The following is a 26,275-nucleotide window of genomic DNA, read 5'->3' as shown; positions in this document are numbered from 1 at the left end:
CTAACGTACAAAGATCTTCACACTAGTGACTATAATCAGGACTTTACTAAAACCTAAAGGAACAGGTCAATGCCAGCTTCCCTTCTGCCGTGCAGTAACCCAGTAGGGTTTGCTGGTATCCATCAACCGCTTCAAAATCAATTGTTAAATACTTTGTCTCCCGAGGTGCAACAGCGGCTATTTCCACATCTGGAACTGGTCGAGTTACCGCTGGGTCGGGTGTTATATGAATCTGGTGAAACGCTGCGCTATGTCTATTTCCCGCTGGATTGCATCGTTTCGTTACTTTATGTGCTGGAAAGCGGCGCTTCGGCCGAAATTTCGGTGGTAGGTTTCGACGGTTTAGTCGGTGTGTCGTTGTTTATGGGGGGGGACAGTACCACCAACCGGGCTGTGATACAAAGTGCCGGTTTTGCCTATCGTTTGTTGCGCAACCGCTTAACTGAAGAGTTTAACCGGCATGGTGAGTTGATGCTGCTGTTACTGCGTTACACCCAGGCGCTGATTACCCAGATGGCACAAACTGCGGTGTGTAATCGGCATCATAATATTGAGCAACAGCTATGTCGCTGGTTGCTGTTATCGCTGGACCGCCTACCGGATAATCATGTAGTGATGACGCAGGAGCTGATCGCCAATATGCTGGGTGTAAGGCGCGAGGGTGTCACTGAGGCCGCAGGGCGCTTACATAAACAAGGCGTGATTGATTATAGCCGCGGTCATATTCTGGTAACCAACCGGGCTAAACTAGAGCAGTTATGCTGCGAATGTTATGCGGTGGTGAAGGCTGAAACAGACCGGCTAATGCGCTAAGGCTTCTGCTATAGTCAGTAGCTGGTGCCATGCTTGCCGCCACCTTCCGGTTTTTGAGGCGGCCTTTGCTGCGTCCGATGGTGGCCAGGTTAACAAAACCCCAAACAACGCGCTGCAGACTAATACCTGTGGTGAGGTTAATTTTGCCCGCAGCCGCTGTTGTAGCGTGTTGGTTTGCTGCGACCAGCGCTGGCGTTCGCTAACTTGCTGTTGAAGTAAGGTACTTAAACGTTGGTTTAACGCCTGTTCATACATGGTCATCATCTCTGGCAGGACAAAATAACTGCCGCAAACTTTGTCGTGTGGCCGGAAAGCTAAGTAATGCACTGTAATACCGGCAACGTCGGATTAACCACCAAAAGGCGCAAAGGTTAGCTAGCATCGACCAGGCTAAAGCCAATGGTACGCTTCGGGTTAGGCTAAACAGATACCAAACCACTAAACCCAGGGCACTAAACCACAAACTGAGTGCCAGTAAGCCGGTTAACAGGTTATATAGCAGCAAACTTACCAGGCTGCTGGCGACGCGCTCACCTTCCAAAGCAACGATTTCCAGTTCATCATTAACTAAAGTACCGGATTGCTGCCACCAACGTGCCAGCTCAGATAGAGGCTGCTCAGCGCTCCCAGGCACCGCCGCAGCGGCGGTGTCTTCTAGCGATGTCGCCATTAGTTTTTGTCGCTCTTATGGCTAAACCATAATCCCAGTAAGGCGCCGCCCGCTACTGCCAGACTAACCATCAGCAGTGGATGCTTGCGCACCTGGGTACGGACACCAGCAGACAGTTGTTGTTGTAAGTGATGTAATTGTTCGCCTTTATGGCTGATTGCATCTGCGGCATCGGTGGCGCCATTTGCCAACTGATCTACCGTATGGTGGGCGCTATCAGTCAGATTGTCTATTATCGGGCTGGCGGCATGATTCGCTTTGTCAATGGCTTTGTGCACACTGTCACTGGCGGTTTCAACGCCACGATTAAAAAAGTTAAAAGCTTTGGTCGTTTCAGTTGGCTTGTCCATCTTTAGTTCCTTCGGGAGGGGAGTACCACAGGATTGCCGCACTCCATGGCAAAGTATTACAGTTTGCTGCGGCGGAGTCGGTGCGCCAGCGCGCTTAGCCTGAAATAATTAAAGTGCCAGACAAATACGGCTGCCACCTTGTTGTTTGGCATGATACATGGCCGCATCGGCCTGATTGATTAAGGTTGTAGCGGTATTGCCATCGTCTGGGAAATAGGCAATACCAATACTGGCACTGATATTGAGCTGATAGCCATTTATCGCATAAGGTGCTTTAAGCAGTTGTAAGATTTTACCGGCAAACCGCTGTGCAGCGCGAGGGCTGGCGGTATCTGCCAGCAACAATAAAAACTCATCACCACCATGACGGCTTAATGCATCGCTGCTGCGGATCGCTGTGCTTAAGCGTTGGCTAAGTTGTTGTAACACCGCGTCGCCGGCGGCGTGACCATAGGTATCATTAATCGGTTTGAAGTGGTCTAAATCGATAAACAATAGCGCAAACTGGCCGTGCTGACGGTTGGCGACCTCGATGGCGTGACTAATGCGATCCTGCATAATGCTGCGGGTAAGGGTTTGCGTTAGGGCGTCATATTGACCACAGCGCGTGGCTTCGGCCAAACGTTGTTGGCTATATTGTAACAAACCGGCACTTTGCATTAAGGTTAAACAAAGCACCTGATAATTATATTGAAAATGCTGCTCACGACGGCAAAAGTGCTCTTTTTGCAGTAATAGCTCACATCTTAGTTGTGTTAGATCAATCTGAGTATTATTCAGCTGTAATTGCAACACGGCAGTATGCGTAAATTTCTGCTCGACACTAAATGGCTTAGTCATAGCGTTGGTTCCCCCGGCATAAATAGCGCAAATGATACAGGCGGCATCTTCCCGCCGCCTTGGTTATAAATTGCTCCAGGCTGGTAAACCAGCCTGAAATAAAGGATTAAAAAATAACTTTACTGGCGTCGACGCTTTTAACGCCGCGGATATTGTGTGCCAGCTCGGTTGCTAAAGCTTTTTCCGCGCCACTGCTAACAGTGCCATCCAGCGTAACGATGCCCTTGTCGGTATTCACGCCAATGTCAAAACCGGAGACATTGCGCGAATAGAGCAGACTGGATTTCACTTTAGTGGTGATCCAACTGTCTGCCATCATGGTGCCGGAGGCGGCATCGGCGTTACGGTAATTACTGCCATTGACGGCTTTGTCACTGATTTTCAGTTGGTTCTTCACTGAGCGGACGCCATGGGTGTCACGGGCCAGTTTTTCTGCCAATTGCTTGGTTTCGGCAGTAGCCACATTACCCGCCAATACCACATGGCCATCTTCGGTGGTTACTGTCAGATCCATACCATCGGCGTACTTGCTCCAGATAAGTTTGGATTTAATGGCGGCATTAATTGAGGCATCGGACACCACCTCACCATAGCCACGCTGCTTGCCACGATTTGGCTGTTGATAGTTGGCATCAACGACAATTTGGTTGTCCAGGCTTTTCACTCCCTCGACTCCTGATGCGATGGCGCCGGCCAACTCCTTATTAACTTCTTCTGCAACATATCCGCTAAGAACGGCTTTGCCATCCCGCACCTGTACCTTGAGGTCATGGGCGCGCAAATAAGGACTTAATGCGAAGGTGGTATGGATTTGGGCTTCCTGGCGGGCATTATTTAATGCCTCCTGTGCACTGACTTTGTCGTCTGCGTAAACCGCAGTGCAGCTTAGTGCCAGTGCCATGGCGGATACTAACAGCAGTTTTGCAGGTAAAATCTTCATGATAGTAGCTTCCTGTCGTTAACGAATAAGCTGGCACAGTAGTTTTACTGCACCAGCGGTGCTTTATTTCAGGCGGTTTGCTTTTGCATAAAGCTTTTAGCCTGTTCTTTAGCCACATCAGGGCTTAGACCATAATGTTTCTGAATTAAGGCGGCCAGCTGCTGTGGATCGCCATCCACTTTTAACAGTTCAGCCTCGCTCAGTTTGTTCCACTGGCTTTTCGCCGACTTAATTTGCTGAGGCCACTTGGGTTTGTTAGTCGGGTTGGCTTGCATTGGTTTAGTGGTAATGCCATCGGCTGCATTAATAGCTGTTTTGTTGTCTTGCTTGGTTTTTTCTGTCGTTGCAGCAGTATTGGTTGCGTTGCGGGCCATATCTTGCCCGGTGTTGGGTGTTGTTGGGGTACGTGTTGTCATAAGAACCTCTGGCTTCGTTAAATCAGCACACTATTGTGCCGATTAAGTACAGAGTTTGGACGATGCTATGGATAAGTTCGGTACGCCAGCGCGCATAAGGTGGTTAAAAGTTATACAGCTGCCATACTGCTAGTAGCGCAGTGCAGCTGTTGTCTTAGCTGAGCACGATTATCAAAGCATCTTAGGAGCCTAAGCTATGTTAGTAACCTTTAGTAGCCCAGCCAGCGGCGATGTTAGCCTGTTTGAGGATCATGCCCGTTTTTTTATTAAACTTCTGGGTTTTAGCCAGGCAATACCAGGGGCGATTTATGCCGAAGATGTCGTTGCCGCTTTGACCAATTTCAAAACCGGTTTGGTTGAAGCGCAACGTCAGGAGTTAGAGGCTCAGGCACAACTGCTGCAACAGCAAGATAGTGCCGGGCAGGGAACTGAAGTAGTAGATCAAGACAAAGCAGTAGATGAAATTGAAGAAGCTGTGCCGTTATCAACCAGGGCACAGCCTTTTTTGTTATTGCTTAATGCAGCAGCAAAAGAAAAAACCTATGTCATGTGGCAGGTTAAAGACTAAAGAGCTGATGTTTAATTTTATTTTAGTCAATCGCACTTATTTAATAGCCACAGGCTTAGATTCGGCTTGCCGGTAGCGTTTTATGATTTTATCAACGCTGCCGTCAGCGACCATTTGCTGCAACGTCAGCAGCAAGCGTGCCGTTAGCTCTGGTTGATGCTGATTTAACGCACAATATACATTGGCTGGCTCTGCCCATAATGGGTCCGCTTGTAAACCTTCGCTGGGATATTGTTGCTGATGATAAAGATAAGCCAGATCTACCGTTAAAACGGCATCCAGCCGTTGTTTCTGCAATCGGCTCAGATTGATTTGCAGTGAAGAGGCGTCATCGCGTACCGCTAAGCGTTGTGCGAAGATCGCATCGAGCTCCGGATAACTAAAGCCCCGATCGGTGCCCAGGCGCTTACCAAACAGGTCGGTAATAGTTTGAATAGCCGGGCTGGTGCTACGTCTAACGATAACCTGCTGCGTGGTGAAAAGTGCCGGGCTCCATAGCAGTTGCTCAGGCTGCTCAACCCAGGCCGGGTTTAAAAAGCAGGCGATATCAGCATCGTCGCGCAGCAGCCATTGTTCAACACGGCCGCGCGGTAAAGGAAGATATTGCCAGTTCAACTCGCTGCGTTTGCTAAGCTCATCCAGAATATCTTTGCTAATCCCTGCGCTGAGACTACCGCTTTCGTCAAAAAGGGCATAAGGAGGGGCATTGGAGGCGCTGACAATAGCTCTCACCGTTGTACGCTCGGCGACTGCCAAGCTACTACTTGTTAGCAGAAATAAAATAACCGGTAGGAAGCTGCGCACCAACACCTCAGATGAATACCGCTGCGTTTTATAACATAGCACGATCTGTTTAAAAAACAAGCGGGTTGCGGCTCGGCATGGCATACTGCTTTTGCAGCAGGACAAACATCTTCCGTAGTTTTCTGTAACGCCAGCTGAGATTAAACCTGTTGTCATTTGCTACCGTACTTTGATTTAGGTGTCAGCAATAGTCAGTGAAGCCGGTTGTCGCCTATGCTAAGCTCAAATTAGCAAAGTATAATAGGCCGTCACAGCCATTCGGGAGTTTTGGTTGAAGCGCAAACTTGGTTTACCTCTCGCATTTGAATTACATCTGGCTGTTGCCTTGCTGGTATTGGTATTGTTTGTCATCAGTTTCCGGCTTTATGTTGATGCCGAGCGTGATATCGAGCTGGCGCATCAGCAACGGCTACAGTCCTTCCTGCTGGCCGATGAGTTACGGCAATCTTCTGATGATTTAACCCGTATGGTACGGACTTATGCGGTAACCGGGGATGAGCGTTACCGGCGCTACTTTAACGAAATTTTTGCCATCCGCAATGGCGACTTACCGCGTCCGGTCGACTATCACCATATCTACTGGGATCTGGTAGACGAAACTGATCGCCGTCCCCGATCGACGGCCAAGGCGGTGGCACTACTGGACTTAATGCGAGAAGCTGGCTTTACCGAGTCCGAGCTGTCGCAACTGGTGTCGGCGAAACAGGCTTCGGACGCCCTGACCCAGATTGAGCAGGAAGCGATGCGCTTGGTCGCCAGCGGTGAGCCAATGCTGAGGGAGCAAGCGCTGCGGATGCTGCATGATACCGCCTATCACCAGGCCAAAGCCGGCATTATGCAACCGATCGACCAGCTATATAGCCTGATGCGGCAACGTACTGATGCTGCAGTCATCGCTGCTGAGCGGCAGGCCAGGTTACTGCGGGCATTATTTGTGTTGCTGGGCGTAATGTTACTGTGGTTACTCTGGCGCTTTAAGCAGCGGGAGCGTGCCGTTCTGGGCGCACCGGTAACAGAGATCTACCGTCGTATCGAACAATTGGGGCAGGGAGTTTTTACGCAGCCGGCGCCTTTGGCCGAGCAAGATACTAACACTGTACTCGGTTGGTTAAGTCATACGCAGCAGCGACTCGCCCAGCTTGAACAAAATCGTCAGTCTGCACAGCAGCGGCTACAGCAACTGGCACATTATGATCCTCTTACCGGCCTGCCCAACCGTTTTTTACTGGCTGAACGACTGCAACAGGCGATGCAACAAGCCACCCAGCAGCAACAAAGTCTGGCATTGGCTTTTATCGACTTGGATGGTTTTAAAGCGGTAAATGATCAACTTGGCCATCCGCATGGCGACAGGGTATTACTAGAGCTAAGCCGGCGTCTCAGCGAACAGGCTACTGCGGGCAGCCTGGTATCGCGGATCAGCGGTGATGAGTTTGTGTTATTACTGACCGGGCTTGAGCATAATTCCGATTGTTCGGCGGTATTGCAGCAAGCGTTGGATGCGATGGCAACGCCAGTTCTGATTGATGGCGTTAGCTCGCAGCTATCGGCCAGTATCGGGGTAAGTTTTTATCCACAGCAGCTGGCTGTTGAGCCGGAACAACTGCTACGACAGGCTGATCAGGCAATGTATCTGGCCAAGCAGGCGGGTAAAAACCGTATTCACTATTTTGATCTGGCGGCCGATCTGCAGGCCAGAGATCTGCATCAACGCCTGCAGGCGATTCAGCTCGGCTTAGAGCAAAATCAGTTTGAGTTGTATTATCAGCCAAAAGTGGATTTACAAAGCGGTCACTGTATCGGTGTCGAAGCCTTGATCCGCTGGCAGCACCCGGAATTGGGCTTGTTGGCGCCAGGGACTTTTTTACCGCTGATTGAGCAACATCCGCTTGGTATTACGCTTGGAAACTGGGTACTGCGCCAGGCCTTAACCCAGCTTGCGCTCTGGCAGCAGCAGGGACGAAGTTTGCCGATTTCGGTCAATATTGCCGCCAATCATTTACAACAGCCGGATTTTTCGCAGCAACTCACGCAACTGGCGACGGAGTTTCCGCAGGTTTCACTGAAATGTCTGGAATTAGAAATTGTTGAAACCAGTGCCTTGCAGGACTTTCAGCATGTCTCTCAGACCATGCTGGCTTGCGCCGCATTGGGCGTCAGTTTTTCGCTGGATGATTTTGGTACCGGCTACTCTTCATTGTCATATCTGAAGCGATTACCTATCAGTACCTTAAAACTGGATCAAAGTTTTGTTCGCGATGTCCTGACCGATGCGGATGATCTGGCGATCCTGCAAGGTGTGCGTCTGTTAGCTGAAAGTTTTCAGTTAAATACCATTGCCGAAGGCGTCGAAACGAGCGCTCATACTCAGAAATTACTGGAGATTGGCTACCGTTATGGTCAGGGGTATGGTATTGCCCGGCCAATGCCAGTTGCTCAGTTGGAATCCTGGCTGGCAGCACGGCGTTGACCCCGACATTGCGTGACTTCTGGTTCGATAATCTCACCGTGTTGCCTCTGGCAGGCTATACTTTTTTTAACAGTAAGTCGGCGTTCCCAACTTCGCTTGCTATTTCAACCTTAGCTTATATACTGAGGTTTCGCCTGTAGTTCCTGGCGAAAAATAAAGATAAAACAAAAGAATAGGAATTATTACATGTCTGCCTTTACCAAATTTATGCAAGACCTTAGTGTCCGGAGCAAGCTATTTAGCGGTTTTGGCGCCATCCTGTTTATTCTGGTGCTGATTTCCTGGCTAAGTTATAACGCGCTGGAGAATTTAAGCAGCCGTTTTCAGTTAGTTGCCAATGTCAGTGAAACCAACTTACTGATCAGTGAAGCCCGGCAGCAGGAGAAAAACTTTCTGCTGCGCCAGGACCGTCAGTATTACCAGCGTGCGGTTACACTGGCCGCCGATGCCAAAAAGCTGGGCGAGCAAAGCCTGGCGCAATTTAGTACCGAGCGCAGCCGGCAACTAATGCAACAGATGTTGCAGCATATTGATACATACCAACAAGCCTTATCCCGCCTGGCTGCGGCTGAGCCGGGCTCGGCTGAGTCTAACCAGCTGCAAGAGCAAATGGAGCAAGCCGCCCGGGCAGCCGATCAGGCAGGAACAGATTCGGTCGCCAATCAATTGAATAATTTGGAACAACAGGTCACGCAGGTAGAGCGTACCATTTTACTGGCTGCGCTATTAGCCATTTTAATTGGTATTGCAGCGGCGTTAGTAATTACATCAATGGTAGTGGTACCTCTCAAACGCGCAGTGGGAGTGGCAGAACAAATTGCTGCCGGCGATCTTACGGCAAATCTGCCGACCGACCGGCTGGATGAGCCGGGCCAGTTAATGAAAGCGATGCAACAAATGACGTTAAGCTTACGTGACTTACTACATAACCTGACCTCAGGTATCGCCCAGCTTGCTGCGGCAACAGAAGAAATGGCCGCCATTTCTGAGCAAAATGCGGCTGGCGTCAGCCAACAGAAAGCCGAAACGGAGCAGGTTGCCACCGCGATGAACGAAATGGCGACGACGGTTCAGGATGTGGCAAAAAATGCTGAAGAAGCTTCCAGTGCTGCAACAGAATCAGCAACCCAGGCGCAGCTTGGCGAGCAGGTAGTGAGTCAAACCATTCACCAAATAAAGACCCTGGCGCATGAGGTAGCGAATTCTGCGCAGGCGATCAGTGAGTTAAAACAGCAAAGCAGCAATATTGGTGCCGTATTGGACGTAATTAAAAGCATTGCCGATCAAACTAATTTGCTGGCACTCAATGCGGCCATTGAAGCCGCGCGGGCCGGCGATGCCGGACGTGGCTTCTCCGTTGTTGCCGACGAAGTACGGGCGCTGGCATTTAGAACGCAGGAGTCAACCGGTCAAATTGAGAAGTTAATCAGCGATTTACAGCAAAAAGCCGAAAGCGCGGTTGCTAATATGGATAAAAGTGCTGGCTTGGCCGAACATACCCTGGGGAGTGCCGATAATGTCAGCGATGCCATCGAAACGATCAGCAAGGCCGTGCAGAGCATTCAGGCGATGAATCAGCAAATTGCGGCCGCAGCATTACAACAAAGTACGGTGGCAGAGCAGATTAACCGCAGTATTTTTAGTATCCGTGATGTGGCTGAGCAGTCTGCTGTTGCCAGTGAACAGACAGCGATGGCCAGCTCTAACCTGAGTCAGCTTGGCAATGATCTCCAGCAGGTTGCGGCCCGCTTTAAGGTGGCCTAGGCCGATAGGAGCTAGTCTGGGGTTGGAACAGGTTAGATGAAAGAACTACAGGATAATTTGCTGCTGTCACTATCGATGGATCCGCTATTGGATAGTGGTAACAAGGAGCAGGCTGAAAGTGCTATTTTGCAGCGATGTCTGGATGGTTTAGACATCGCTCGCGCCAGTATCTGGCTATACGATGTTAAGCGGGATGCAATGCATTGCCAGCAAATTTGCCCGAAAGAGCTGAGTGTGGATGAGTTACCTGCGTTAACGCGGCAGCAGTTTCCGCAATACTTCGCGGCGTTGGATAAAAAGCGGGTGATTAATGCCAAAGACGCTCGTAACGATAACGCAACCCGCGAATTTGCTGAATCCTATCTTATTCCGCTTGATATCTGGTCGATGCTTGATGTGCCGTTACGCTATCAGGGTGAGGTGATCGGTATCATTTGCTGTGAGCAGACCGGGCACTACCGGGATTGGAGTGAAGAGGATGCCGGCTTTGTTGGCGTGTTGTCAGATCTGTATGGTCGGGTCATGGCCGCCGCAGAACGACAACGCTATCAACAGCAACTGGAACATGCCAATGAGCGGTTGGAAAGTCTGGTCAATGAACGGACCGCGCATTTACAGAAAACCTTAGATCAGCTGAAGCAAACCCAGCAACATTTGATTGAATCGGAGAAAATGGCGTCGCTGGGCAATTTGGTTGCTGGTATTGCACATGAAGTGAATACGCCGGTCGGCATCGGCCTGACTGGCATCTCACACTGTAGTTATCTGTTGTCGGCTTTGGCGGACAGTGTGCGCGCTGGTATTCTCGGTAAGACGCAGCTAGAGCAAACATTAGCTGAGCTACAGCATTCTTCTGCCTTAGTTGAGCGTAACCTGCACCGTGCTGCTGAGCTTATTCGCCAGTTTAAACAAAGTGCGGTTGATCAATCGCACTATGAGTTACATCAGTTTGCGATTGATGATTATATCCAGGCGGTATTACAAACTTTACAGCCGTTCTGTAAGCAACATAATGTGCAGCTCGAGCTGGCTCTAAACAGCGGCCTAATATTGTATTCATATCCGGGGGCGATTGCGCAGGTGTTAACCAACCTGGTGACTAATGCCTGTATCCATGCTTTTGAAACGCCTCCAGCGAATGCTTCAGCGCAGATCCGGGTGGAGACGCAGGCTCTGGATGACGGCCGTCTACAGCTGCAGCTAACAGATAATGGCTGTGGCATACCACATGATCATCAGCCCCGGATTTTCGAGCCTTTTTTTACCACCCGGCGTGGTCGGGGAGGCACCGGACTTGGACTGTCGATCGTGTACAACATTGTACAAAAGAATTTGCGGGGTGACTTAAGCCTGGTGTCTAAACCGGGTCATGGTACCCGGTTTAGTTTAACCTTAGGCAATTTGTAGCCTGCTTGTGCTTAGCTACCCGGTAAAGGAATAAACTCTTCCTCGTCGCCGGTCACCTTGGCGAAGCGGCCGGCCTGCCAGTCGGCTTTCGCTTGCTCAATCCGCTCTTTGCGACTGGAAACGAAATTCCACTCGATATAGCGTTTACTAATGCTCTCGCCGCCAATTAATGCCAGCTGACACTCGCTAAGCGCCTTAACTTCAAGTTCAGCGCCAGGATGTAATACCACCAATTGCCGTGCTTTAAGCACGGTGCCGTTGAGCTCCAACTCACCACGGGTCAGGTACAGCGCCCGTTCGGTAACATTAGGTAGTTTAAGGCTCTGTCCCTGTTGTAGCCGTGCTTCCAAATACAGGGTTTCAAAAAAGGTTTTTACCGGAGAAGTGACACCATAAGCGGAACCAATCATTACCCGCACCGGCACGCCCGCCAATTCCAGCGTCGGGATCTGAGCGGCAGGATAATGATAAAACGCAGGTTCACATTCTTCGTCGGCTTCCGGTAGCGCCAGCCAGAGTTGTAAGCCATGCAAAGTGTGGGGCTGCCGCTGGATCTCTGGTCGCTCGCGCTCGGAATGCACGATACCACGCCCGGCCACCATCAGGTTAATATCCCCGGGCTGAATTGGCTGATAACTGCCAACCGAATCGCGGTGTAGAATTTCACCGGCAAACAGATAGGTTACCGTTGCCAGATTGATATGCGGATGTGGCCTGACATTGACGCCGCTACCGGCGGAAAATTGCGCAGGCCCCATTTCATCAAAAAAGATCCAGGGCCCGACATTACGTTGTTCGCGCACCGGTAAACAGCGGCGTACAGTAAAGCCACCGAGATCTTTAGGTTTAGGATCAATAATCAGGGCGATGCCCGGACAGCTTTGTCCCAGTTCACATTCGGCGTCGACTTGTAACTGTTCATTACTCATCAAAAGTCTCCCTTGGTATCGTAGTTTTACCCAGCCTAGGCGACATTGGTCATAACTACAAGCTTGTCAGATAGCGTAGATGCCCGATAAAGCTGCGTGCCACCGGCCCCAGCGTATCGGCATCGTTAAAGTTCAGATAAAACGTAAAGGTACGGCTACTGCCCCGGGGTAACTGCAATGGCAGCAGCTCACCATTGTCGAGAAAGGGTTGCACCGCATGGCGTGGCAACCAGGCAAAGCCCAGGTTTTTACGTAATAATTCGATTGACGTTGCAACATGACTGACCGTCCAGCGTTGTTCTGAACCAAGCCAACCAACATCCTTCTTTTGCTGCTGTGCTGAATCGCGCAGCACAATTTGCCGGCAGTTTTTTAGCTCCTCCAGCGTAAGTTCCCGCCGCGGCTGCGTCAGCGGATGCTGAGGCCCGGCGACAGCAACAAATTCAATCTGGCACAGATCTTCGCTCAGATTATCCGGCAGTGTAAAAGGCGAGACCGCTATTTCTGCTTTACCCTGACTGAGTAACTCGTTGGCACCAGATAGGATAGTTTCCAGCAGCTCAATGCGGATCAGCGGATACTCTGCCGACACGGCCGCCAGTGTTTGATACAGCACGTCGCGCGGAAAGGCTTCATCCACCGCAATACTGAGCCTGGATTCAACGCCGGCTTTTAAATTCAGTGCGACATTTTCCATCCGCTCGGCTTCGGTCAGCAGAAAGTTAATTCGTCTGAGTAGCTGTTCACCCGCAGCAGTCAGTACTGTCTTACGGCCTTCAACCTGAAATAATTGCACATCCAGCGTTTGCTCCAGCTTGTGCACTGCATGATGAATAGTAGACTGACTTTTATAAACCACTTCAGCTGCCTGATGAAAACCACCATGTTCAGCGACAGCCTTAAACATCCGCCATTGCTCCAGTGTTGAACGTGCCATCTTATACTCCTGTGAGAACGGAAAAAGCGAGAGCCAGTCTGTCGTTACCGACAGACTGGCTGAGTTTTATTACTTGCGACTTAACCAGCGGTCCAGGGAGATTTTACCGGCACCGCTAAACAACAGTGACACACTGGCAGCCAGTAGTGCTAAGCCAAACTCATAGCCATTGTTACTCATAAAGAGGCCGTTTTCAAAATGCACGCTAAAGATTGCAATCAGCATGGCAAAGGCCAGGGCGGCAGCCGCTGGCCGCGTTAGTAAGCCCAGAATTAACGCCAGCCCACCGAAAAATTCTGCCGCGCCAGCTAAAAAGGCCATTAGCACGCCTGGGCTTAAGCCGATGCTGTCCATCCAGGCGCCGGTCCCTTCCAGGCCGTAGCCGCCAAACCAGCCAAAAAGCTTTTGTGCGCCATGGGCGGCGAAGATAATGCCCACTGGTACCCGTAATGCCAGGGCGTCCCAGCCAGCGTTGGTTTGGGTAATCTGTTGGAATAACTGTTTTGCTTTGCTCATCTTAGTGTCCTCGAATATTTAAAGTACGATATCTTAGGTTGCCGACGATAACTGCTGTCGTTGAGATAACTATAGTCGCAATGTTTGTTTCTTAAAATAGGATATATTTATACATAATGTTCGAATTTAAAGAATTGTGGTAATTCTGCTTGCGACGACTGTAGTGGTATAGGGCTTGCTTAGTATTGCTGGTAAACTAATAGCGAGTGATGATGGGCTAGCGGAGAGCTATGGATGAAACTGGATAATAAAGGCTCGGTAAATCTGGATGAGATAGAACAGAACTCAGCCTTTTGGCAGACCTTTACTCTGGGGCTCCGGATAGAGCTACAGCTGCTGGTCAATTCCGGTGTGCGTTTACGTGCCGAGTTAGTGGGGTATGAGAAAAAGCAGTATCTGATCCTGCGACTTCCCAGTTCGGAACCGGTGCTGCCGAAGCAGATGCTGTCACATAACACCGGGATGATTTGCCGCTTTGTGGTGGAGGCCGAGCAAGGCCGGATCTATGCGTTCAAATCTGAGTTATTAAATGTGGTAAGCCAGCCGCAGCGGATGTTGATTATCCGTTATCCAATGGTTGCACAGTATTTGTCGCTTCGCGCCGATAACCGCAATCCGGTGCATATTCCGGTGCAGTTGGAGAATGCTGAGCATGGTGTGCTGAGCTCAACCTTGTTAGATCTGTCAGCCAAAGGGGGACTCGTATCTATTATGGATGCTAATCCTATGCTGGGACGCGGCGAAACCCTGATATTGAAACTGCCGGCAGGTTTGCCGGCAGTTGCTGCAGTGATTAAGCGCAGTGCCAGGCCAAAAGGCGAATTGCGTTTAGGATTAGAGTTTAATACACCTTTGTCTGAGGGATCACTGCAAAAGCTGATGCAGCTATCCAAAGACCACTAACTGCTTAGCCTGGTAGATCAAACCATAAAGCCAGTACGGGCCCTTTCGCAGCCAAGCCCTGTAACTGGTCCATGGCCGCAATTTTTAAACCGTCGCCCGGTTGTAGTGTTAACCCGGCGAGAGTCAGCTCCCCCTGGATCAGATGCAAATAATAAGCCCGACCTGCTTGCAGCGGAAAGTCCACGCTGTCGTTTTCCGCCAGTAGCAGCTGTGCCAGCGCCGCATCCTGCTTGATGGTTAAAGTGCCATCTCTGCCATCCGGGGTGATGACCCAGGTTAAGCCAGGCTGCCGGCCAAAATCCTTTTGCTGATAGCCCGGGGCGCCATCAAACTGGTTTGGCTCGATCCAGATCTGTAGAAACTTCAGTGGCGCCGTTTTGCTGGCGTTATATTCACTATGGTAAATACCTTTACCGGCACTCATTAGCTGAAATTCGCCAGCCGGTAAAATCTCCTCATTACCCGCTGAGTCCTTATGGGCAATTTGTCCTTGCAGCACATAGCTGATAATTTCCATATTGCGATGCCCATGGGTGCTAAAACCCGCCCCGGGCGCGACTTCATCATCGTTAATCACGCGCAGCGCCGAGAATCCCATTTGCTGCGGATTATAGTAATCGCCAAAGGAAAACGTATGCTGGCTTTTTAGCCAGCCAAAGTGGGCGCGTCCACGTTCGTTGGCGCGAATAATTTCAAACATAGATACCTCCGCTGGTTTAAGGTGTCAGCTGACCTTAGGCACCGCCGACTCGACTTGGTCAGTGTAACCTGCACCATTAAACGAATATATCGGATAAAATTTGATTAAATGTTCTTATTAGTAGAATTGTTTTTGCAGAGGCTGAGGGTAGGTGTTTCAGGGCTTACAGGGAGCTGACGGCCAGAAGCTGGCCGTCATAGGTAAGGTTAGCCGCCAATCGGTGCTTTCATACCGCTGCGTTGCATCCGGGCTGCTTCAGCACGGGCTGCATCGCGATCACGCTCTGTCTGCTCAACTGAGCGGCACACTCTGTTGCCGACGCGCGAGCCTGTTGATTTTTCATTGTGACAGACATGCGTCACTTCACCTTTTTCATTAACGATGGTTTGAGATGTGGATTGGCGCGCAGAACGATTCTCGTCCGTTGAGGCACAACCACTCATCATCAGCGCCATCAGACCAGCGAATGCCAGAGCAGCTAATTTCATGTGGAATTTCCTTTTTTGGTTAAAATCCGTGCTACCTTAGCCTATCAAGCTGGCTTTTGCAGCATTAGATGCGGTTTTTTTACAAATTATTACAATTTTGGCTTGCTGCCTTTGGTAAGCGGCACAAAGTAGTTTGCAAAGCGGTTTTCCGTTATCCTTAGCGCTGACGTGGATGGGGAAAGCGAGGGCGGGATGCAGATTTCCGAGTGGCGTAACTATTGGCAACAAACCAAGGAATTTACGCAGGCTTACTGGCAACGGTGTCAACAAGATCAGATCTCAATGATTGGTGGATATCTGGCTTATGTCACCTTACTGTCTTTGGTGCCGCTGGTCACCGTGATGTTTTCAATGTTAAGTGCTTTTCCGATGTTTGCCGAGTTTCAGGCGAACCTGGAGTCTGTTATTTACGCCAATGTAATCCCTTCCCGCGGTGAAGAGATCCAGGCTTATATTACGCGTTTTATCGGTAATACCGGCGGTATGACGGCGATCGGCATTCTGGCGCTGGTGTTTTTTGCCTTATTGCTTATTCACAATATTGATAAAACGCTAAATAAAATCTGGCGCGTCACCAGCCGGCCACGTTTAATAATCTCGTTTTCAATTTACTGGATGATTCTGACGTTGGGCCCCATCCTGTTTGGGTTGTCGATTGGCGTAACCTCTTATCTGGTCAGGCTAAGTACCTTCGCGGACGACTATACGCCGGGTTTCTCAACCCTGGTGCTGGGTGTGGTGCCTTATCTGATGTCACTGGCAGCCTTTTTTATTTTATATCTGGTTGTGCCCAACCTTAAAGTCCGGGTTAAACATGCACTTTGGGGCGCCTTACTGGCGATGGTGTTGTTTGAGTTGTCCAAGCGGGGCTTTGCCTTTTATGTCACAAACTTTCCGACCTATCAGACGATTTATGGTGCCCTGGCGCTGTTACCTATCCTGTTTGTCTGGATCCATTTATCCTGGATGGTGGTATTGCTGGGAGCAGAACTCACCGCCTTGCTGCAACAGCGGGAGGCGGGGGAGTGTCGGGAAGATGAAGTTTGTCCGGTGCCACAGCGTGCGGACAAATCAGTTGCAGCTGAAACAGAGTAGTCAATGAAAGCATTAATTCAAAGAGTCAGCCAGGCTAAAGTTGAGGTCGCCGGCACCACTGTTGGCGCAATCGACCGGGGTTTGTTGGTGTTATTGGCGGTTGAAGCCGGGGATAGCGACGCCGATCTGCGAAAATCGGCAGAGAAAGTTTGCCGTTACCGGGTATTTAGTGATGACAACGGTAAGATGAACCTGAATGTACAGCAGGCAGGTGGTGCCTTACTGGTGGTGTCACAATTTACCCTGGCGGCGGATACTCAATCCGGGTTACGCCCAAGCTTTACGCCCGCAGCCGCACCGGCGCTGGCCGAGCAATATTATCAGGCGTTTTGTACTTACTGCCGTGAGCTGGGGCTTAAGGTTGCGACCGGCCAGTTTGCGGCCGATATGCAGGTTAGTCTGACTAATGACGGCCCCGTTACTTTTATGCTGGAGAGCCGCTAATGGCAAAAACCTTAACCCTGGTTAGTCCGCAAACTCCGGCACAGTGGCAGGCCTATTATCAGCTGCGTTGGCAGGTGCTGCGAGCACCCTGGCAGCAACCGCAGGGTTCAGAGCGGGATGATTTGGAGCAAAGCAGCTTTCATCAGATGCTACTGGGTCCACAAGGGCAGGTCGCGGCTGTCGGGCGTTTACATCAAGTTGATAATGACACTGCTCAGGTCCGCTATATGGCGGTCGCTGAGTCATGGCAGGGCAAAGGCGCCGGTAGCCGCATTTTACAGGCGCTGGAGCAACAGGCCGTGCAGCTGGGGATGAAATATATCGTACTAAACGCTCGTGACAGCGCGCTGGCGTTTTATCAGCGTCAGGGGTATCGGGTCGTTGCAGCAGCGCCGACCCAGTTTGGTATTACGCATCAACGGATGCAAAAACAACTCTGTTTGGCCGGAAGTTCTGCAGACTGGCAACAATGGTGCCAAAGTCTGCAACAAACCTGGCACAGCACTATTCCGCTTAGTGCCTATATGCAACTGCAGATCGAACAATGTGATGGTTATCAGCTGCAATGCACGGCGCCGCTGCCACCCAATATTAATCTGCACCAGACCATGTTCGCCGGCAGTATCTATACGCTGGCGACGTTAACTGGCTGGGGCATGCTGTATTTACAGTTACAGAGTCTGGGCCTGCATGGCGCACAGGTGCTGGCCGATGCCAATATCCGCTACCTGAAACCCATTCGCAGCCAACCCACCGCAGTGTGTAAAGTTGCGGCCGTATCTGGTGATCTAACGCCATTAGCCGCAGGCAAGCGGGTAAAACAGCAAATCAGTGTCCAGCTGTTTGCTGAGGGTGAGCTTTGCGCCGAGTTTAGCGGCTTATATGCGGTATTGCCGGAGTAACTTTATGGCAGAAAAAGTACTGATTATTGGCTGTGGTTGGTTGGGGCAACAACTTGCGCCGGTGCTGGCGGCCGCGGGTTATCAGGTTTTTGGCAGCCGGCGCACCCAAGCCTCAGCAGAGGCTTTGCCGGCGCCGATCCAAGGTATCGCGCTGGATTTTCAGCCGCCCTGGTCTGATGCGCAATTGGCGCTGCTTCAGGATGCCTGGCTAATTTGCACTATTCCGCCCGGTGGCCGGCAAGGTGGGACTTCGGATTATCCGCAGGTGCTGCAACAGCTGGCGCAGTTAGCTCAGGCAGCAGGGCTAAAGGGCGGGATCCATATTAGTTCAACCGGTATTTATCAGGGGCTCAGTGGCGTCGTTAACGAACAGGCCGAGCTGCAACTGACTCAGCCTCGGGTAGCCTTGTTAGCAGCCGGTGAGCAGGCACTGCAACAGCAGAGTCGCTGGCTGACCTTGCGCTTATCCGGCTTAATGGGGCCGGGCCGGCATCCCGGTCGCTTTGTTCAGGGCAGAGCCGTTAGCGGTGCGATGCAGCCGGTCAATATGGTGCATAGTGCCGATGTGGCAGCGGCTGTGCTGCAGATCTTAAGCCGTTGGCCCTTACCCGCAGCCTGTTATAACCTGAGCGCGCCGCAGCACGTGACAAAAGCCGAATTCTATCAGGCGGCGGCAGAGAGCCTGGGGTTGACCGCGGCCAGTATTGAGTTAAGTGCCGCGGCGATCGAGTCTGCCCGCCAGGTGTGCAGCCAGCGCTTTATCGAGGATGCGGATTTTAGCTTTCAGTTTGCCGATCCCCGCACCGCTTTACCGTTCTGCAATTAGATTTTAAACCGGGCCGCGCCCTCAGTAAGTTGTTGTGCCAGGCGGGCCACTTCCTGACTTTCGCTCATCGTTTGTTCGGCCTGAGTGGCACTTTGCTGCGCCAGGCCGACAATTTCGTGCATCCGGTCGTTGATAGCTTGTCCGAGTTGTTGCTGGCTTTGACTGGCCTGATTGACGGCACTGCTGATCCGCAGCGTGGCGGAAATCGCCTCTGTGACTGCGGTCAGGGAGGCAACCAGTTCCGTCATGGTCGTCACACACTGTTCGGCTTCCTGTTTACCGGTTAATACTGCGGCGACCGCTTGCTGACTTTGTTGCTGCAAGTGTTCAATCATCTGCCGGATTTCGCTGGTGGCCTGCTGAGTGCGTCCGGCCAGTGAGCGTACTTCATCGGCAACCACGGCAAAGCCACGGCCTTGCTCACCGGCACGTGCCGCTTCAATGGCCGCATTGAGTGCCAGCAGGTTAGTTTGCTCCGCAATGGCGCTGATAGTGGTCAGGATACTACCGATATTGGTCGACTGATCATCGACCTTATTCATGATCTGGCTGGTGCTAACCAGCTGCTGTGCCAGCTTATTGATCCGTTGGTTGTTGGCCCCTGCCAGTTGACTGATTTGCTGGCTTTGCTGCAAGGCCTGCTGCATGGCTTCACCGGCATCAGCGGCGTGGACTGCAACCGCCTGGGTATTTTCTGCCAGTTGCTCAGTAATTTGATTTACGCTACTGATTTGCTGCTGCTGGGCATGCAGCGACTGGTTGATCTCACCGACTGCAGTGGTCGAGCGCTGCGCCGTACTGCTCAGGGCAGTGGCATTTTGCTGGATATTGGTCAGTAAGCCGCTTAAGGCACTGATCAGGCTGTTGACCTTTTCCGACAAGGCGCCAAATTCATCCTGCTGTTCGATATGGAGCTTGCGTGTCAGATCACCCTGCGCAATATAGCCCAGCACATGGTTAATCCCGGCCAGCGGCTTTAACATCGCGCTAATAGTAAAATAGGCCGTGGTCGCCGCCAGCACGACCAGCACCAGCATCATAAACCAGGTTCGGGTACTACCGGAGCTGAGGGCGCCGGACGTTTGTTGTTGCAGGGTGCTAAAGCGCAGCCCGGCTGCGTTAACCACCTGATCCAGCAGTTCCAGCGCCAGCCCGACTTGTTGTTCCGCGGTATTCAGGGCATTACGGGCTTGCTGCAAGGCACTGAGTTGTTGCTGCTTTAAGGTCAGTAAATTAGGCTCTGCACCGAGCGCATCATTTAACTCCTGCCAGTGCATAGCAAAATTCTGCCACAGGCCATCGGTATTAATTGACTCGGCTAATTGCGCCAGATAATCGACATTAACCTGCATATCGCTGAGCGAAAAGCTAACATTATCCTGATTGCGCTCCAACTGGCTGTACTCGCTATAGGCTGCAGTTTCCCGCAGCGTATTCACCAGACCAACCAACTGACCGTCTAAGCGGCCGGCGGTGCCGGCAATAATTTCTGCAGTTTGGCGGTTACGCGGTAACTCCAGCTCTGACAGTTCAATCAGGGCGGCGCCAGCTTCATCGAGCAGGGTTTCCAGCCGCGCCAGCTCAGTACTCAGCTGTTGTTGCAGCCGTAAACTGCTCAGGCGGGCGCCAAACATCGTGCTGGACGCCTCAGTGTAACGGTTGGCATGTTCGGTGGCACTATTCAAACTTTGCTGCAGCTCACCGCCCAGATTTAACTGTTGAAACTGGCTCAACAATTGATTAAATGCCTGTTGTTGCTGATTGAAGTTCTGCTGATATCGCTCAATATCGGCTTGTTGCTCGGCCGTAAAGCCGGACGCGGTCAGACGGGCCAGCTGCAATAACAGGATCTGTGCCTGATTGCTTTGTTGTTGCGCCGGCACGGCCAATTCGTTCATTTGGGTATTGGCGGTAGTGACACTGCGAAAACTGCTTAGAGCCGATACACTGGCGATCAGTAATAGGAGGGTGATAAAGCCAAAGCCGATAATGACTTTATGCGCAACGGTTAACTTCATAGCGTAAGCCCCTGTCTGGCCAGATTTTAGTATAGTGATTTTTGAGCGTCTGGTACGCCGTTTTGCGTTAGAAGGACGTTAGCAGGTTTTTAGATACTGGTCTAGCCAGTAGTGACAGAGAAAATGCCCGGCAAAGCCGGGCAAAGGTAGGTCTGACTGTTAGAAGCTGCAGAGCAGTTGCGGCGGTATAAATTGGTTCAGTTTTCCGTCGCGGAGTAAGTTGGCGCTTTGTTCGATATCCGGGCCAAAATAGCGGTCCTGATCATAAAAAGCGACCTGCTCACGCAAAATGGCTTTGGCCTGCTCCAGCAGCGGGGTAGTTTTTAGCGGCGCACGGAAATCCAGCCCTTGCGCTGCCGCCAGATACTCTACTGCCAGCACACCGGTGGTATTCTCGGCCATATCGGCTAGCCTGCGCGCGGCAAAGGTGGCCATCGACACATGGTCTTCCTGGTTAGCTGAGGTCGGCAGGCTATCTACTGAGGCCGGATGCGCCAGCGATTTATTTTCCGACGCCAAGGCCGCTGCCGTGACCTGCGCAATCATAAAGCCGCTGTTGACGCCGCCATTCGGCACTAAAAACGCCGGTAACTTACTTAAGCTGGCATCAATTAACAGCGCCATCCGCCGCTCCGACAGGGCACCAATTTCGGCAATCGCCAGTGCCAGATTATCGGCGGCCATCGCCACCGGCTCGGCATGGAAGTTACCGCCCGATAAGATATCGCCATCGTCGGCAAACACCAGCGGGTTGTCGGTAACACCATTGGCTTCTACCGCTAACACTGCGGCTGCCTGACGGATTTGTGTTAAGCAGGCGCCCATTACCTGTGGCTGGCAGCGCAGCGAGTAGGGATCCTGCACCTTTTCGCAATCTTTATGCGATTGGCCGACTTCTGAGCGATCTTGCAGCAGGTGGCGGTAAATGGCGGCTGCGTCAATTTGCCCTTGCTGGCCACGAGCCAGATGAATACGCGGGTCAAAGGGCGCGCGGCTACCCAGGGCGGCTTCCACGCTTAACGCGCCAACCACACTACCGGCGGCAAACAGATCTTCGGCCCGGAATAAACCTTCCAATGCCAAAGCCGTAGAAGCCTGGGTGCCATTTAACAGCGCCAGACCTTCTTTGGCCGCCAGCGTCAGCGGCTGTAAACCGACCAGGGCTAAGGCTTCTTTTGCATCATAGATTTGGCCCTGATAACAGATCTCACCTTCGCCAATCAGTGGCAGCACCATATGCGCCAGCGGTGCCAAATCACCAGAGGCGCCGACCGAGCCTTTTTCCGGAATACACGGATAAAGCCCGGCGTTGACCATGTCAATTAGCAGCTGGATCACGCTTAAACGGATGCCAGAGAAGCCACGTGCCAGGGAGTTAATTTTCAGTACCATCATAAGCCGCACTGTGCTGTCGGCCATAAACTGACCAAAACCGGCGGCGTGCGATAATACGATGGATCGCTGTAACAGCTCCAGCTCTTCATGCTTGATGCGGGTATTGGCCAGCAGGCCAAAGCCGGTATTAATACCGTACACCACTTTGTTTTGCTTAATAATATCGGCGACACAAGCAGCCGATTTTTCGATAGCCGGGATCGCAGCTGGATCCAGTGTCACCGTGACCGGGCCTTGCTGCACGGCACGCAGTTGCGCCAGTGTCAGCTGGCCGGGAGTAAGTTGTAGGGCGTAGTGCATAAATTAGTCTCTGTTTAACATAGGGAGGTCAAGACCCTGCTCGTGAGCACAGTCCACCGCAATCTGATAGCCGGCGTCGGCATGGCGCATTACACCGGTGCCAGGATCATTCCACAGTACCCGGCTTAAACGGGCGGCGGCCTGCTCGGTACCGTCAGCCAGGATCACCACACCACTGTGTTGGCTGTAACCCATGCCAACGCCCCCCCCATGATGTAGCGACACCCAGGTGGCGCCACCGGCGGTATTAAGCAGAGCGTTTAGTAATGGCCAATCCGATACTGCATCTGAGCCATCCAGCATGGCTTCGGTTTCGCGGTTCGGGCTGGCAACGGAGCCGGAGTCCAGATGGTCGCGGCCAATAATAATGGGGGCTGAGAGTTCGCCGTTTTTCACCATCTCATTAAAGGCCAGCGCAATGCGGGCGCGATCTTTTAAACCGATCCAGCAAATCCGTGCTGGCAAGCCCTGAAACTGAATGCGTTCACGCGCCATATCCAGCCAGTTATGCAGGTGCGGATCGTCCGGGATCAGCTCTTTTACCTTGGCATCGGTTTTATAGATATCTTGTGGATCGCCAGACAGCGCCACCCAGCGGAAGGGGCCAATGCCCTGACAAAACAGTGGCCGGATATAGGCGGGTACAAAGCCAGGGAAATCAAAAGCATTGGCTACGCCGACATCCTTTGCCATCTGGCGGATGTTATTACCATAGTCAGTTGCCACCGCACCGCGCTGCTGCATAGCTAAGATGGCTTTTACCTGTACGGCCATTGCCGCTTTAGCGGCCGTGACCACGGCATCTTCATCCTCCGTGCGTTTGGCTTGCGCTTGCTCCAGCGTCCAGCCCTGCGGCAGATAGCCATTCAATGGATCGTGCGCCGAGGTTTGATCGGTGACCACATCCGGCGTGATACCGCGGGCCACCAGCTCGCTAAACACATCGGCCGCATTGGCCAGCAAGCCGATTGAGGTTGGTTTACCGCTGGCTTTGGCTTGTTCTAACATAGCCAAAGCTTCATCCAGCGAGTAGGCTTTTTGATCCAGATAGCGGGTCTTGAGCCGGAAATCGATGCGGCTTTCATCCACTTCACAGGCCAGCATATGAAAGCCGGCCATCGTCGCGGCCAGTGGCTGGGCGCCGCCCATGCCACCTAGGCCGCCGGTCAGGATCCACTTGCCTGCTGCCTTGCCGGCAAAATGTTGTTTGGCAATGGCGACAAAGGTCTCATAAGTACCCTGCACAATGCCCTGAGTACCGATATAGATCCAGGAGCCGGCCGTCATCTGGCCGTACATCATCAGGCCTTTGCGGTCCAGCTCGTTAAAGTGTTGCCAATTGGCCCAGGCTGGCACCAGATTCGAGTTGGCGATCAGTACCCGTGGTGCATCCGGATGCGTCGGAAACACGCCAACCGGTTTCCCACTTTGTACCAGCAGGGTTTGGTTATCTTCCAGCCGGTCCAGTACTTCGACGATTTTATCAAAGCAGGCCCAGTTGCGGGCGGCACGGCCAATACCGCCGTACACCACCAGCGCTTGGGGATGTTCGGCCACTTCCGGATCCAGATTATTCATCAGCATGCGTTTGGCGGCTTCGGTTTGCCAGCTCTTAGCGGTGATTTGGCTGCCACGGGGGGCGCGGATCACCCGGCTTTTATCAATGCGGTTATCGTTCATAGCAACCTCGGTTAGCGGGGTAGGGCAAAGTTAAGGTGGCCTCCCAGCCGGTAACGACTGCCGGGAGAGGTTAAATAGGCCAGGCTGACCGCGCCGTCACGGCTAAAGGTGCGGCGGGTCAGACGCAGGCAGGGTTCGGGCTTTCTCAGCAGCAACTGCTGACAGGTAAAATCATCCGGCCAGATAGCTTCAACAATATGCTCAGCTTCGGTCAGCGGTGCGATCTGGCTTAAATACAAATGCGGGGTGATTTCCTGAAAATCCTGTTGGGTATACAGCGGCACCTGTTTCGGGTTGACATAACGCGCTTCCAGTTGCAGCGGCAGAGCATCGGAATAATGCACGATCAGCGAGAAGAAGACCGGCTCATTGCGTTTTAATCCCAAAGCCGTCGCCACAATAGTCGGGCAAGGCAGCTCGGTGAGCTGTAACAGCTTAGCGCGGTAGGCATGGCCACTGCTTTGCACCTCATCGGCAATATTGCGAATTTCCAGCAACGAGGATTGCGATTTTAACGCGGCAACAAAGCTGCCCACGCCCTGGGTGCGATACAGGATGCCCTGTTCGGTCAGTTCCTGTAACGCGCGCCGGGCCGTCATCCGGCTGACGGAGAACTGCTCTGCCAATTCATTTTCCGACGGCACCCGGCTATGTTCCGGCCAGGCGCCGCTTTCGATCTGGCGCAGCATAAATTCTTTAATTTCGGCAAATTTCGCCATAGCGAGGCTGACCTGTTAGCAAGGGTTACGCAGTGATGTGCTAAAAATAGCGGATCTTGGTTGTATATACAAGTTTTTCGGTTAGACTATTTGCAAAGTGGTTGAACAGCATGACACCGCGGCTACGGAGCACCGCCGCGGTAAACAGGAGCACAGAATGGCAGACTTTGATGCGGTATGGCTAAATGCGAAGCTGGCGACGATGACGGATAACGGCAGCCCCTATGGTGCTATTGAGCAGGGGGCATTGGCGGTTAAGGATGGGCTGATTGTCTATGCCGGGCCTCAGGCCGAGCTACCGCCTTTTGATAGCCTGGTGACACCCCTTTATGATGTGCAGGGGCAGTGGCTGCTGCCTGGTTTGATCGATTGCCATACCCATTTGTTGTATGCCGGTAACCGCGCCAATGAGTTTGAACTGCGTCTGCAAGGAGCCAGTTATCAGCAAATTGCCGCGGCCGGCGGCGGCATTGCCAGTACCGTTCGAGCAACCCGCGACGCCAGTGAAGAAGCATTGTTTAAGCTGGGTAAGGATCGCTTAAATGCGCTGCTGCGGGAAGGGGTGACTACGGTTGAAATCAAATCCGGCTATGGTCTGGATTTAGCCAATGAACAAAAGCTGTTAGAAGTGGCGGCTTTGCTGGAGCAGCATCATCCGACCAGTATTATCAAAACCTTTTTGGGCGCGCATGCGTTACCGCCGGAATTTAAAGATAATGCTGATGGCTATATCGAGGCGGTGTGTCAGATGTTGCCGGCTTTGCAGCAGCTTGGCTTAGTGGATGCCGTAGATATCTTCTGTGAGAGCATTGGTTTTAGTGTCGCGCAAAGCCGTAAGGTGTTCGCGGCGGCAACGGCGTTAGGTCTGCCGGTAAAAGCCCATGCCGAACAGTTATCGAATCTGGGCGGCAGTGCGCTGGTGGCTGAGTTTGGCGGTTTATCGGCCGATCATGTTGAATATCTGGATGAAGCCGGTGTGGCGGCGATGGCGAAAGCTGGTACTGTCGCGGTATTGTTGCCGGGCGCCTATTATTTTCTGCGTGAAACCCAGCTGCCGCCACTGGCGCTGCTGCGGCAATATCAGGTACCGATAGCAGTTGCCAGCGACCTGAATCCCGGCACCTCGCCGTTTTGTTCTTTGCAGTTGATGCTGAATATGGCCTGCACGCTGTTTCGTTTAACCCCGGAAGAGGCCCTGCTCGGCGTCACCCGCCATGCTGCAACCGCGCTGGGGCTGAAAGATCGGGGGCAACTGCAAGCAGGTATGCGGGCAGACTTTGGCTGTTATGCGATAACTCAGCCGGCTGAGCTATGCTATCAGTTTGGGGTATCGCCGTTAAAACAACTGGTGGTAGCCGGCAGTCTGTGCCGGCTACCATAA

26 protein-coding genes are annotated in these 26,275 nt (G+C 52.1%); 11 read left to right on the top strand and 15 right to left on the bottom strand.

Going from position 1 to position 26,275, the window contains the following annotated elements; translation table 11 throughout:
- Positions 1-69 precede the first annotated feature (69 nt).
- The gene (locus tag H1D31_RS01315) at positions 70-813 is read left to right on the top strand and encodes a Crp/Fnr family transcriptional regulator (RefSeq protein WP_261255283.1); all 744 of its coding nucleotides are present in this window, start codon (positions 70-72) and stop codon (positions 811-813) included.
- 247 nt (positions 814-1,060) lie between these two features.
- On the opposite strand, the gene H1D31_RS01310 is transcribed toward H1D31_RS01315, so the two are convergent.
- The 5 genes from H1D31_RS01310 to H1D31_RS01290 form a co-directional block, all read right to left on the bottom strand.
- On the bottom strand, positions 1,061-1,483 hold the full coding sequence (locus H1D31_RS01310) for a hypothetical protein (RefSeq protein WP_261255282.1): 423 nt from the start codon (positions 1,481-1,483) through the stop codon (positions 1,061-1,063).
- Positions 1,483-1,833 carry a hypothetical protein gene (locus H1D31_RS01305; protein ID WP_261255281.1) on the bottom strand — a complete coding sequence of 117 codons (351 nt, stop codon included), beginning with the start codon at positions 1,831-1,833 and terminating at the stop codon, positions 1,483-1,485. Before H1D31_RS01305 ends, H1D31_RS01310 begins: the two co-directional genes overlap by 1 nt.
- Positions 1,834-1,941: 108 nt before the next feature.
- Positions 1,942-2,673 (bottom strand): GGDEF domain-containing protein, encoded by a 732-nt coding sequence (locus H1D31_RS01300; protein ID WP_261255280.1) that lies wholly within the window; start codon positions 2,671-2,673, stop codon positions 1,942-1,944.
- 106 nt (positions 2,674-2,779) lie between these two features.
- On the bottom strand, positions 2,780-3,613 hold the full coding sequence (locus H1D31_RS01295) for a BON domain-containing protein (protein WP_261255279.1): 834 nt from the start codon (positions 3,611-3,613) through the stop codon (positions 2,780-2,782).
- Between the two features lie 68 nt (positions 3,614-3,681).
- Positions 3,682-4,029 carry a hypothetical protein gene (locus H1D31_RS01290; protein WP_261255278.1) on the bottom strand — a complete coding sequence of 116 codons (348 nt, stop codon included), beginning with the start codon at positions 4,027-4,029 and terminating at the stop codon, positions 3,682-3,684.
- Positions 4,030-4,225: 196 nt separating this feature from the next.
- Here H1D31_RS01290 and H1D31_RS01285 point away from each other — a divergent pair, with 196 nt between their 5' ends.
- Entirely contained in the window at positions 4,226-4,597 is a 372-nt protein-coding gene (locus H1D31_RS01285; protein ID WP_261255277.1) for a DUF1840 domain-containing protein, read from the top strand.
- Positions 4,598-4,633: 36 nt separating this feature from the next.
- Here the strand turns inward: H1D31_RS01285 and H1D31_RS01280 are convergent, their stop codons facing one another.
- Positions 4,634-5,353 (bottom strand): substrate-binding periplasmic protein, encoded by a 720-nt coding sequence (locus H1D31_RS01280; protein WP_261255276.1) that lies wholly within the window; start codon positions 5,351-5,353, stop codon positions 4,634-4,636.
- Positions 5,354-5,672: 319 nt separating this feature from the next.
- Here H1D31_RS01280 and H1D31_RS01275 point away from each other — a divergent pair, with 319 nt between their 5' ends.
- The 3 genes from H1D31_RS01275 (at position 5,673) to H1D31_RS01265 (ending at position 11,042) form a co-directional block, all read left to right on the top strand.
- On the top strand, positions 5,673-7,871 hold the full coding sequence (locus H1D31_RS01275; protein ID WP_261255275.1) for a putative bifunctional diguanylate cyclase/phosphodiesterase: 2,199 nt from the start codon (positions 5,673-5,675) through the stop codon (positions 7,869-7,871).
- 186 nt (positions 7,872-8,057) lie between these two features.
- Entirely contained in the window at positions 8,058-9,635 is a 1,578-nt protein-coding gene (locus tag H1D31_RS01270) for a methyl-accepting chemotaxis protein (RefSeq protein WP_261255274.1), read from the top strand.
- A gap of 36 nt (positions 9,636-9,671) precedes the next feature.
- Positions 9,672-11,042 carry an ATP-binding protein gene (locus H1D31_RS01265; protein WP_261255272.1) on the top strand — a complete coding sequence of 457 codons (1,371 nt, stop codon included), beginning with the start codon at positions 9,672-9,674 and terminating at the stop codon, positions 11,040-11,042.
- 11 nt (positions 11,043-11,053) lie between these two features.
- On the opposite strand, the gene H1D31_RS01260 is transcribed toward H1D31_RS01265, so the two are convergent.
- The 3 genes from H1D31_RS01260 to H1D31_RS01250 form a co-directional block, all read right to left on the bottom strand.
- Entirely contained in the window at positions 11,054-11,971 is a 918-nt protein-coding gene (locus tag H1D31_RS01260) for a pirin family protein (RefSeq protein WP_261255271.1), read from the bottom strand.
- A gap of 55 nt (positions 11,972-12,026) precedes the next feature.
- Entirely contained in the window at positions 12,027-12,908 is an 882-nt protein-coding gene (locus H1D31_RS01255; RefSeq protein WP_261255270.1) for a LysR family transcriptional regulator, read from the bottom strand.
- A gap of 69 nt (positions 12,909-12,977) precedes the next feature.
- The gene (locus tag H1D31_RS01250) at positions 12,978-13,424 is read right to left on the bottom strand and encodes a DoxX family protein (protein ID WP_008951154.1); all 447 of its coding nucleotides are present in this window, start codon (positions 13,422-13,424) and stop codon (positions 12,978-12,980) included.
- Positions 13,425-13,658: 234 nt separating this feature from the next.
- Between H1D31_RS01250 and H1D31_RS01245 the strand changes: the two genes are divergently transcribed.
- Entirely contained in the window at positions 13,659-14,327 is a 669-nt protein-coding gene (locus H1D31_RS01245; RefSeq protein ID WP_261255269.1) for a flagellar brake protein, read from the top strand.
- 4 nt (positions 14,328-14,331) lie between these two features.
- Here the strand turns inward: H1D31_RS01245 and H1D31_RS01240 are convergent, their stop codons facing one another.
- Together H1D31_RS01240 and H1D31_RS01235 are read right to left on the bottom strand one after the other, a co-directional pair.
- On the bottom strand, positions 14,332-15,027 hold the full coding sequence (locus H1D31_RS01240) for a pirin family protein (protein ID WP_261255268.1): 696 nt from the start codon (positions 15,025-15,027) through the stop codon (positions 14,332-14,334).
- Between the two features lie 206 nt (positions 15,028-15,233).
- A complete protein-coding gene (locus H1D31_RS01235; RefSeq protein ID WP_065955798.1) occupies positions 15,234-15,515 on the bottom strand; it encodes a hypothetical protein in 282 nt (93 codons plus the stop codon).
- A gap of 192 nt (positions 15,516-15,707) precedes the next feature.
- Here H1D31_RS01235 and H1D31_RS01230 point away from each other — a divergent pair, with 192 nt between their 5' ends.
- Genes H1D31_RS01230 through H1D31_RS01215 form a run of 4 tightly spaced genes read left to right on the top strand, consistent with a single transcriptional unit; the run spans position 15,708 to position 18,782 of the window.
- Positions 15,708-16,610: a virulence factor BrkB family protein gene (locus H1D31_RS01230; RefSeq protein ID WP_008951157.1), complete on the top strand. Its 903-nt coding sequence runs from the start codon at positions 15,708-15,710 to the stop codon at positions 16,608-16,610.
- A 3-nt stretch (positions 16,611-16,613) separates the two neighbouring features.
- Positions 16,614-17,054 carry a D-aminoacyl-tRNA deacylase gene (dtd, locus tag H1D31_RS01225; RefSeq protein ID WP_261255267.1) on the top strand — a complete coding sequence of 147 codons (441 nt, stop codon included), beginning with the start codon at positions 16,614-16,616 and terminating at the stop codon, positions 17,052-17,054.
- Complete coding sequence (locus tag H1D31_RS01220) at positions 17,054-17,956, top strand: bifunctional GNAT family N-acetyltransferase/hotdog fold thioesterase (RefSeq protein WP_261255265.1); 903 nt, start codon at positions 17,054-17,056, stop codon at positions 17,954-17,956. Before dtd ends, H1D31_RS01220 begins: the two co-directional genes overlap by 1 nt.
- 4 nt (positions 17,957-17,960) lie before the next feature.
- Positions 17,961-18,782, top strand: a complete 822-nt coding sequence (locus H1D31_RS01215; RefSeq protein WP_261255264.1) for an NAD(P)H-binding protein — start codon at positions 17,961-17,963, stop codon at positions 18,780-18,782.
- On the opposite strand, the gene H1D31_RS01210 is transcribed toward H1D31_RS01215, so the two are convergent.
- From H1D31_RS01210 to hutC, 4 genes are all read right to left on the bottom strand, one after another.
- On the bottom strand, positions 18,779-20,800 hold the full coding sequence (locus H1D31_RS01210) for a methyl-accepting chemotaxis protein (RefSeq protein ID WP_261255263.1): 2,022 nt from the start codon (positions 20,798-20,800) through the stop codon (positions 18,779-18,781). The two genes, H1D31_RS01215 and H1D31_RS01210, sit on opposite strands and share 4 nt — an antisense overlap.
- A gap of 159 nt (positions 20,801-20,959) precedes the next feature.
- Positions 20,960-22,495 (bottom strand): histidine ammonia-lyase, encoded by a 1,536-nt coding sequence (gene hutH / locus H1D31_RS01205; protein ID WP_261255262.1) that lies wholly within the window; start codon positions 22,493-22,495, stop codon positions 20,960-20,962.
- 3 nt (positions 22,496-22,498) lie between these two features.
- On the bottom strand, positions 22,499-24,175 hold the full coding sequence (gene hutU / locus H1D31_RS01200) for a urocanate hydratase (RefSeq protein ID WP_261255261.1): 1,677 nt from the start codon (positions 24,173-24,175) through the stop codon (positions 22,499-22,501).
- Positions 24,176-24,186: 11 nt separating this feature from the next.
- The gene (gene hutC / locus H1D31_RS01195) at positions 24,187-24,894 is read right to left on the bottom strand and encodes a histidine utilization repressor (protein WP_261255260.1); all 708 of its coding nucleotides are present in this window, start codon (positions 24,892-24,894) and stop codon (positions 24,187-24,189) included.
- Positions 24,895-25,051: 157 nt separating this feature from the next.
- On the opposite strand from hutC, the gene hutI reads away from it, so the two are divergent.
- Positions 25,052-26,275 carry an imidazolonepropionase gene (gene hutI, locus H1D31_RS01190; protein ID WP_261255259.1) on the top strand — a complete coding sequence of 408 codons (1,224 nt, stop codon included), beginning with the start codon at positions 25,052-25,054 and terminating at the stop codon, positions 26,273-26,275.

Origin of the sequence: Alishewanella sp. BS5-314 (assembly GCF_025377695.1) — a bacterium.
In the GTDB taxonomy this organism is placed as follows: domain Bacteria; phylum Pseudomonadota; class Gammaproteobacteria; order Enterobacterales; family Alteromonadaceae; genus Alishewanella; species Alishewanella aestuarii.
This window is presented reverse-complemented; position numbering and strand designations above follow the sequence as displayed.

Excerpts from the sequence above, each read along its gene's own strand:
- H1D31_RS01315 (WP_261255283.1), top strand. The coding sequence starts at position 70 with ATGCCAGCTTCCCTTCTGCCGTGCAGTAACCCAGTAGGGTTTGCTGGT.
- H1D31_RS01310 (WP_261255282.1), bottom strand. The coding sequence starts at position 1,483 with ATGGCGACATCGCTAGAAGACACCGCCGCTGCGGCGGTGCCTGGGAGC.
- H1D31_RS01305 (WP_261255281.1), bottom strand. The coding sequence starts at position 1,833 with ATGGACAAGCCAACTGAAACGACCAAAGCTTTTAACTTTTTTAATCGT.
- H1D31_RS01300 (WP_261255280.1), bottom strand. The coding sequence starts at position 2,673 with ATGACTAAGCCATTTAGTGTCGAGCAGAAATTTACGCATACTGCCGTG.
- H1D31_RS01295 (WP_261255279.1), bottom strand. The coding sequence starts at position 3,613 with ATGAAGATTTTACCTGCAAAACTGCTGTTAGTATCCGCCATGGCACTG.
- H1D31_RS01290 (WP_261255278.1), bottom strand. The coding sequence starts at position 4,029 with ATGACAACACGTACCCCAACAACACCCAACACCGGGCAAGATATGGCC.
- H1D31_RS01285 (WP_261255277.1), top strand. The coding sequence starts at position 4,226 with ATGTTAGTAACCTTTAGTAGCCCAGCCAGCGGCGATGTTAGCCTGTTT.
- H1D31_RS01270 (WP_261255274.1), top strand. The coding sequence starts at position 8,058 with ATGTCTGCCTTTACCAAATTTATGCAAGACCTTAGTGTCCGGAGCAAG.
- H1D31_RS01265 (WP_261255272.1), top strand. The coding sequence starts at position 9,672 with ATGAAAGAACTACAGGATAATTTGCTGCTGTCACTATCGATGGATCCG.
- H1D31_RS01260 (WP_261255271.1), bottom strand. The coding sequence starts at position 11,971 with ATGAGTAATGAACAGTTACAAGTCGACGCCGAATGTGAACTGGGACAA.
- H1D31_RS01255 (WP_261255270.1), bottom strand. The coding sequence starts at position 12,908 with ATGGCACGTTCAACACTGGAGCAATGGCGGATGTTTAAGGCTGTCGCT.
- H1D31_RS01250 (WP_008951154.1), bottom strand. The coding sequence starts at position 13,424 with ATGAGCAAAGCAAAACAGTTATTCCAACAGATTACCCAAACCAACGCT.
- H1D31_RS01245 (WP_261255269.1), top strand. The coding sequence starts at position 13,659 with ATGAAACTGGATAATAAAGGCTCGGTAAATCTGGATGAGATAGAACAG.
- H1D31_RS01240 (WP_261255268.1), bottom strand. The coding sequence starts at position 15,027 with ATGTTTGAAATTATTCGCGCCAACGAACGTGGACGCGCCCACTTTGGC.
- H1D31_RS01235 (WP_065955798.1), bottom strand. The coding sequence starts at position 15,515 with ATGAAATTAGCTGCTCTGGCATTCGCTGGTCTGATGGCGCTGATGATG.
- H1D31_RS01230 (WP_008951157.1), top strand. The coding sequence starts at position 15,708 with ATGCAGATTTCCGAGTGGCGTAACTATTGGCAACAAACCAAGGAATTT.
- dtd (WP_261255267.1), top strand. The coding sequence starts at position 16,614 with ATGAAAGCATTAATTCAAAGAGTCAGCCAGGCTAAAGTTGAGGTCGCC.
- H1D31_RS01220 (WP_261255265.1), top strand. The coding sequence starts at position 17,054 with ATGGCAAAAACCTTAACCCTGGTTAGTCCGCAAACTCCGGCACAGTGG.
- H1D31_RS01215 (WP_261255264.1), top strand. The coding sequence starts at position 17,961 with ATGGCAGAAAAAGTACTGATTATTGGCTGTGGTTGGTTGGGGCAACAA.
- H1D31_RS01210 (WP_261255263.1), bottom strand. The coding sequence starts at position 20,800 with ATGAAGTTAACCGTTGCGCATAAAGTCATTATCGGCTTTGGCTTTATC.
- hutH (WP_261255262.1), bottom strand. The coding sequence starts at position 22,495 with ATGCACTACGCCCTACAACTTACTCCCGGCCAGCTGACACTGGCGCAA.
- hutU (WP_261255261.1), bottom strand. The coding sequence starts at position 24,175 with ATGAACGATAACCGCATTGATAAAAGCCGGGTGATCCGCGCCCCCCGT.
- hutC (WP_261255260.1), bottom strand. The coding sequence starts at position 24,894 with ATGGCGAAATTTGCCGAAATTAAAGAATTTATGCTGCGCCAGATCGAA.
- hutI (WP_261255259.1), top strand. The coding sequence starts at position 25,052 with ATGGCAGACTTTGATGCGGTATGGCTAAATGCGAAGCTGGCGACGATG.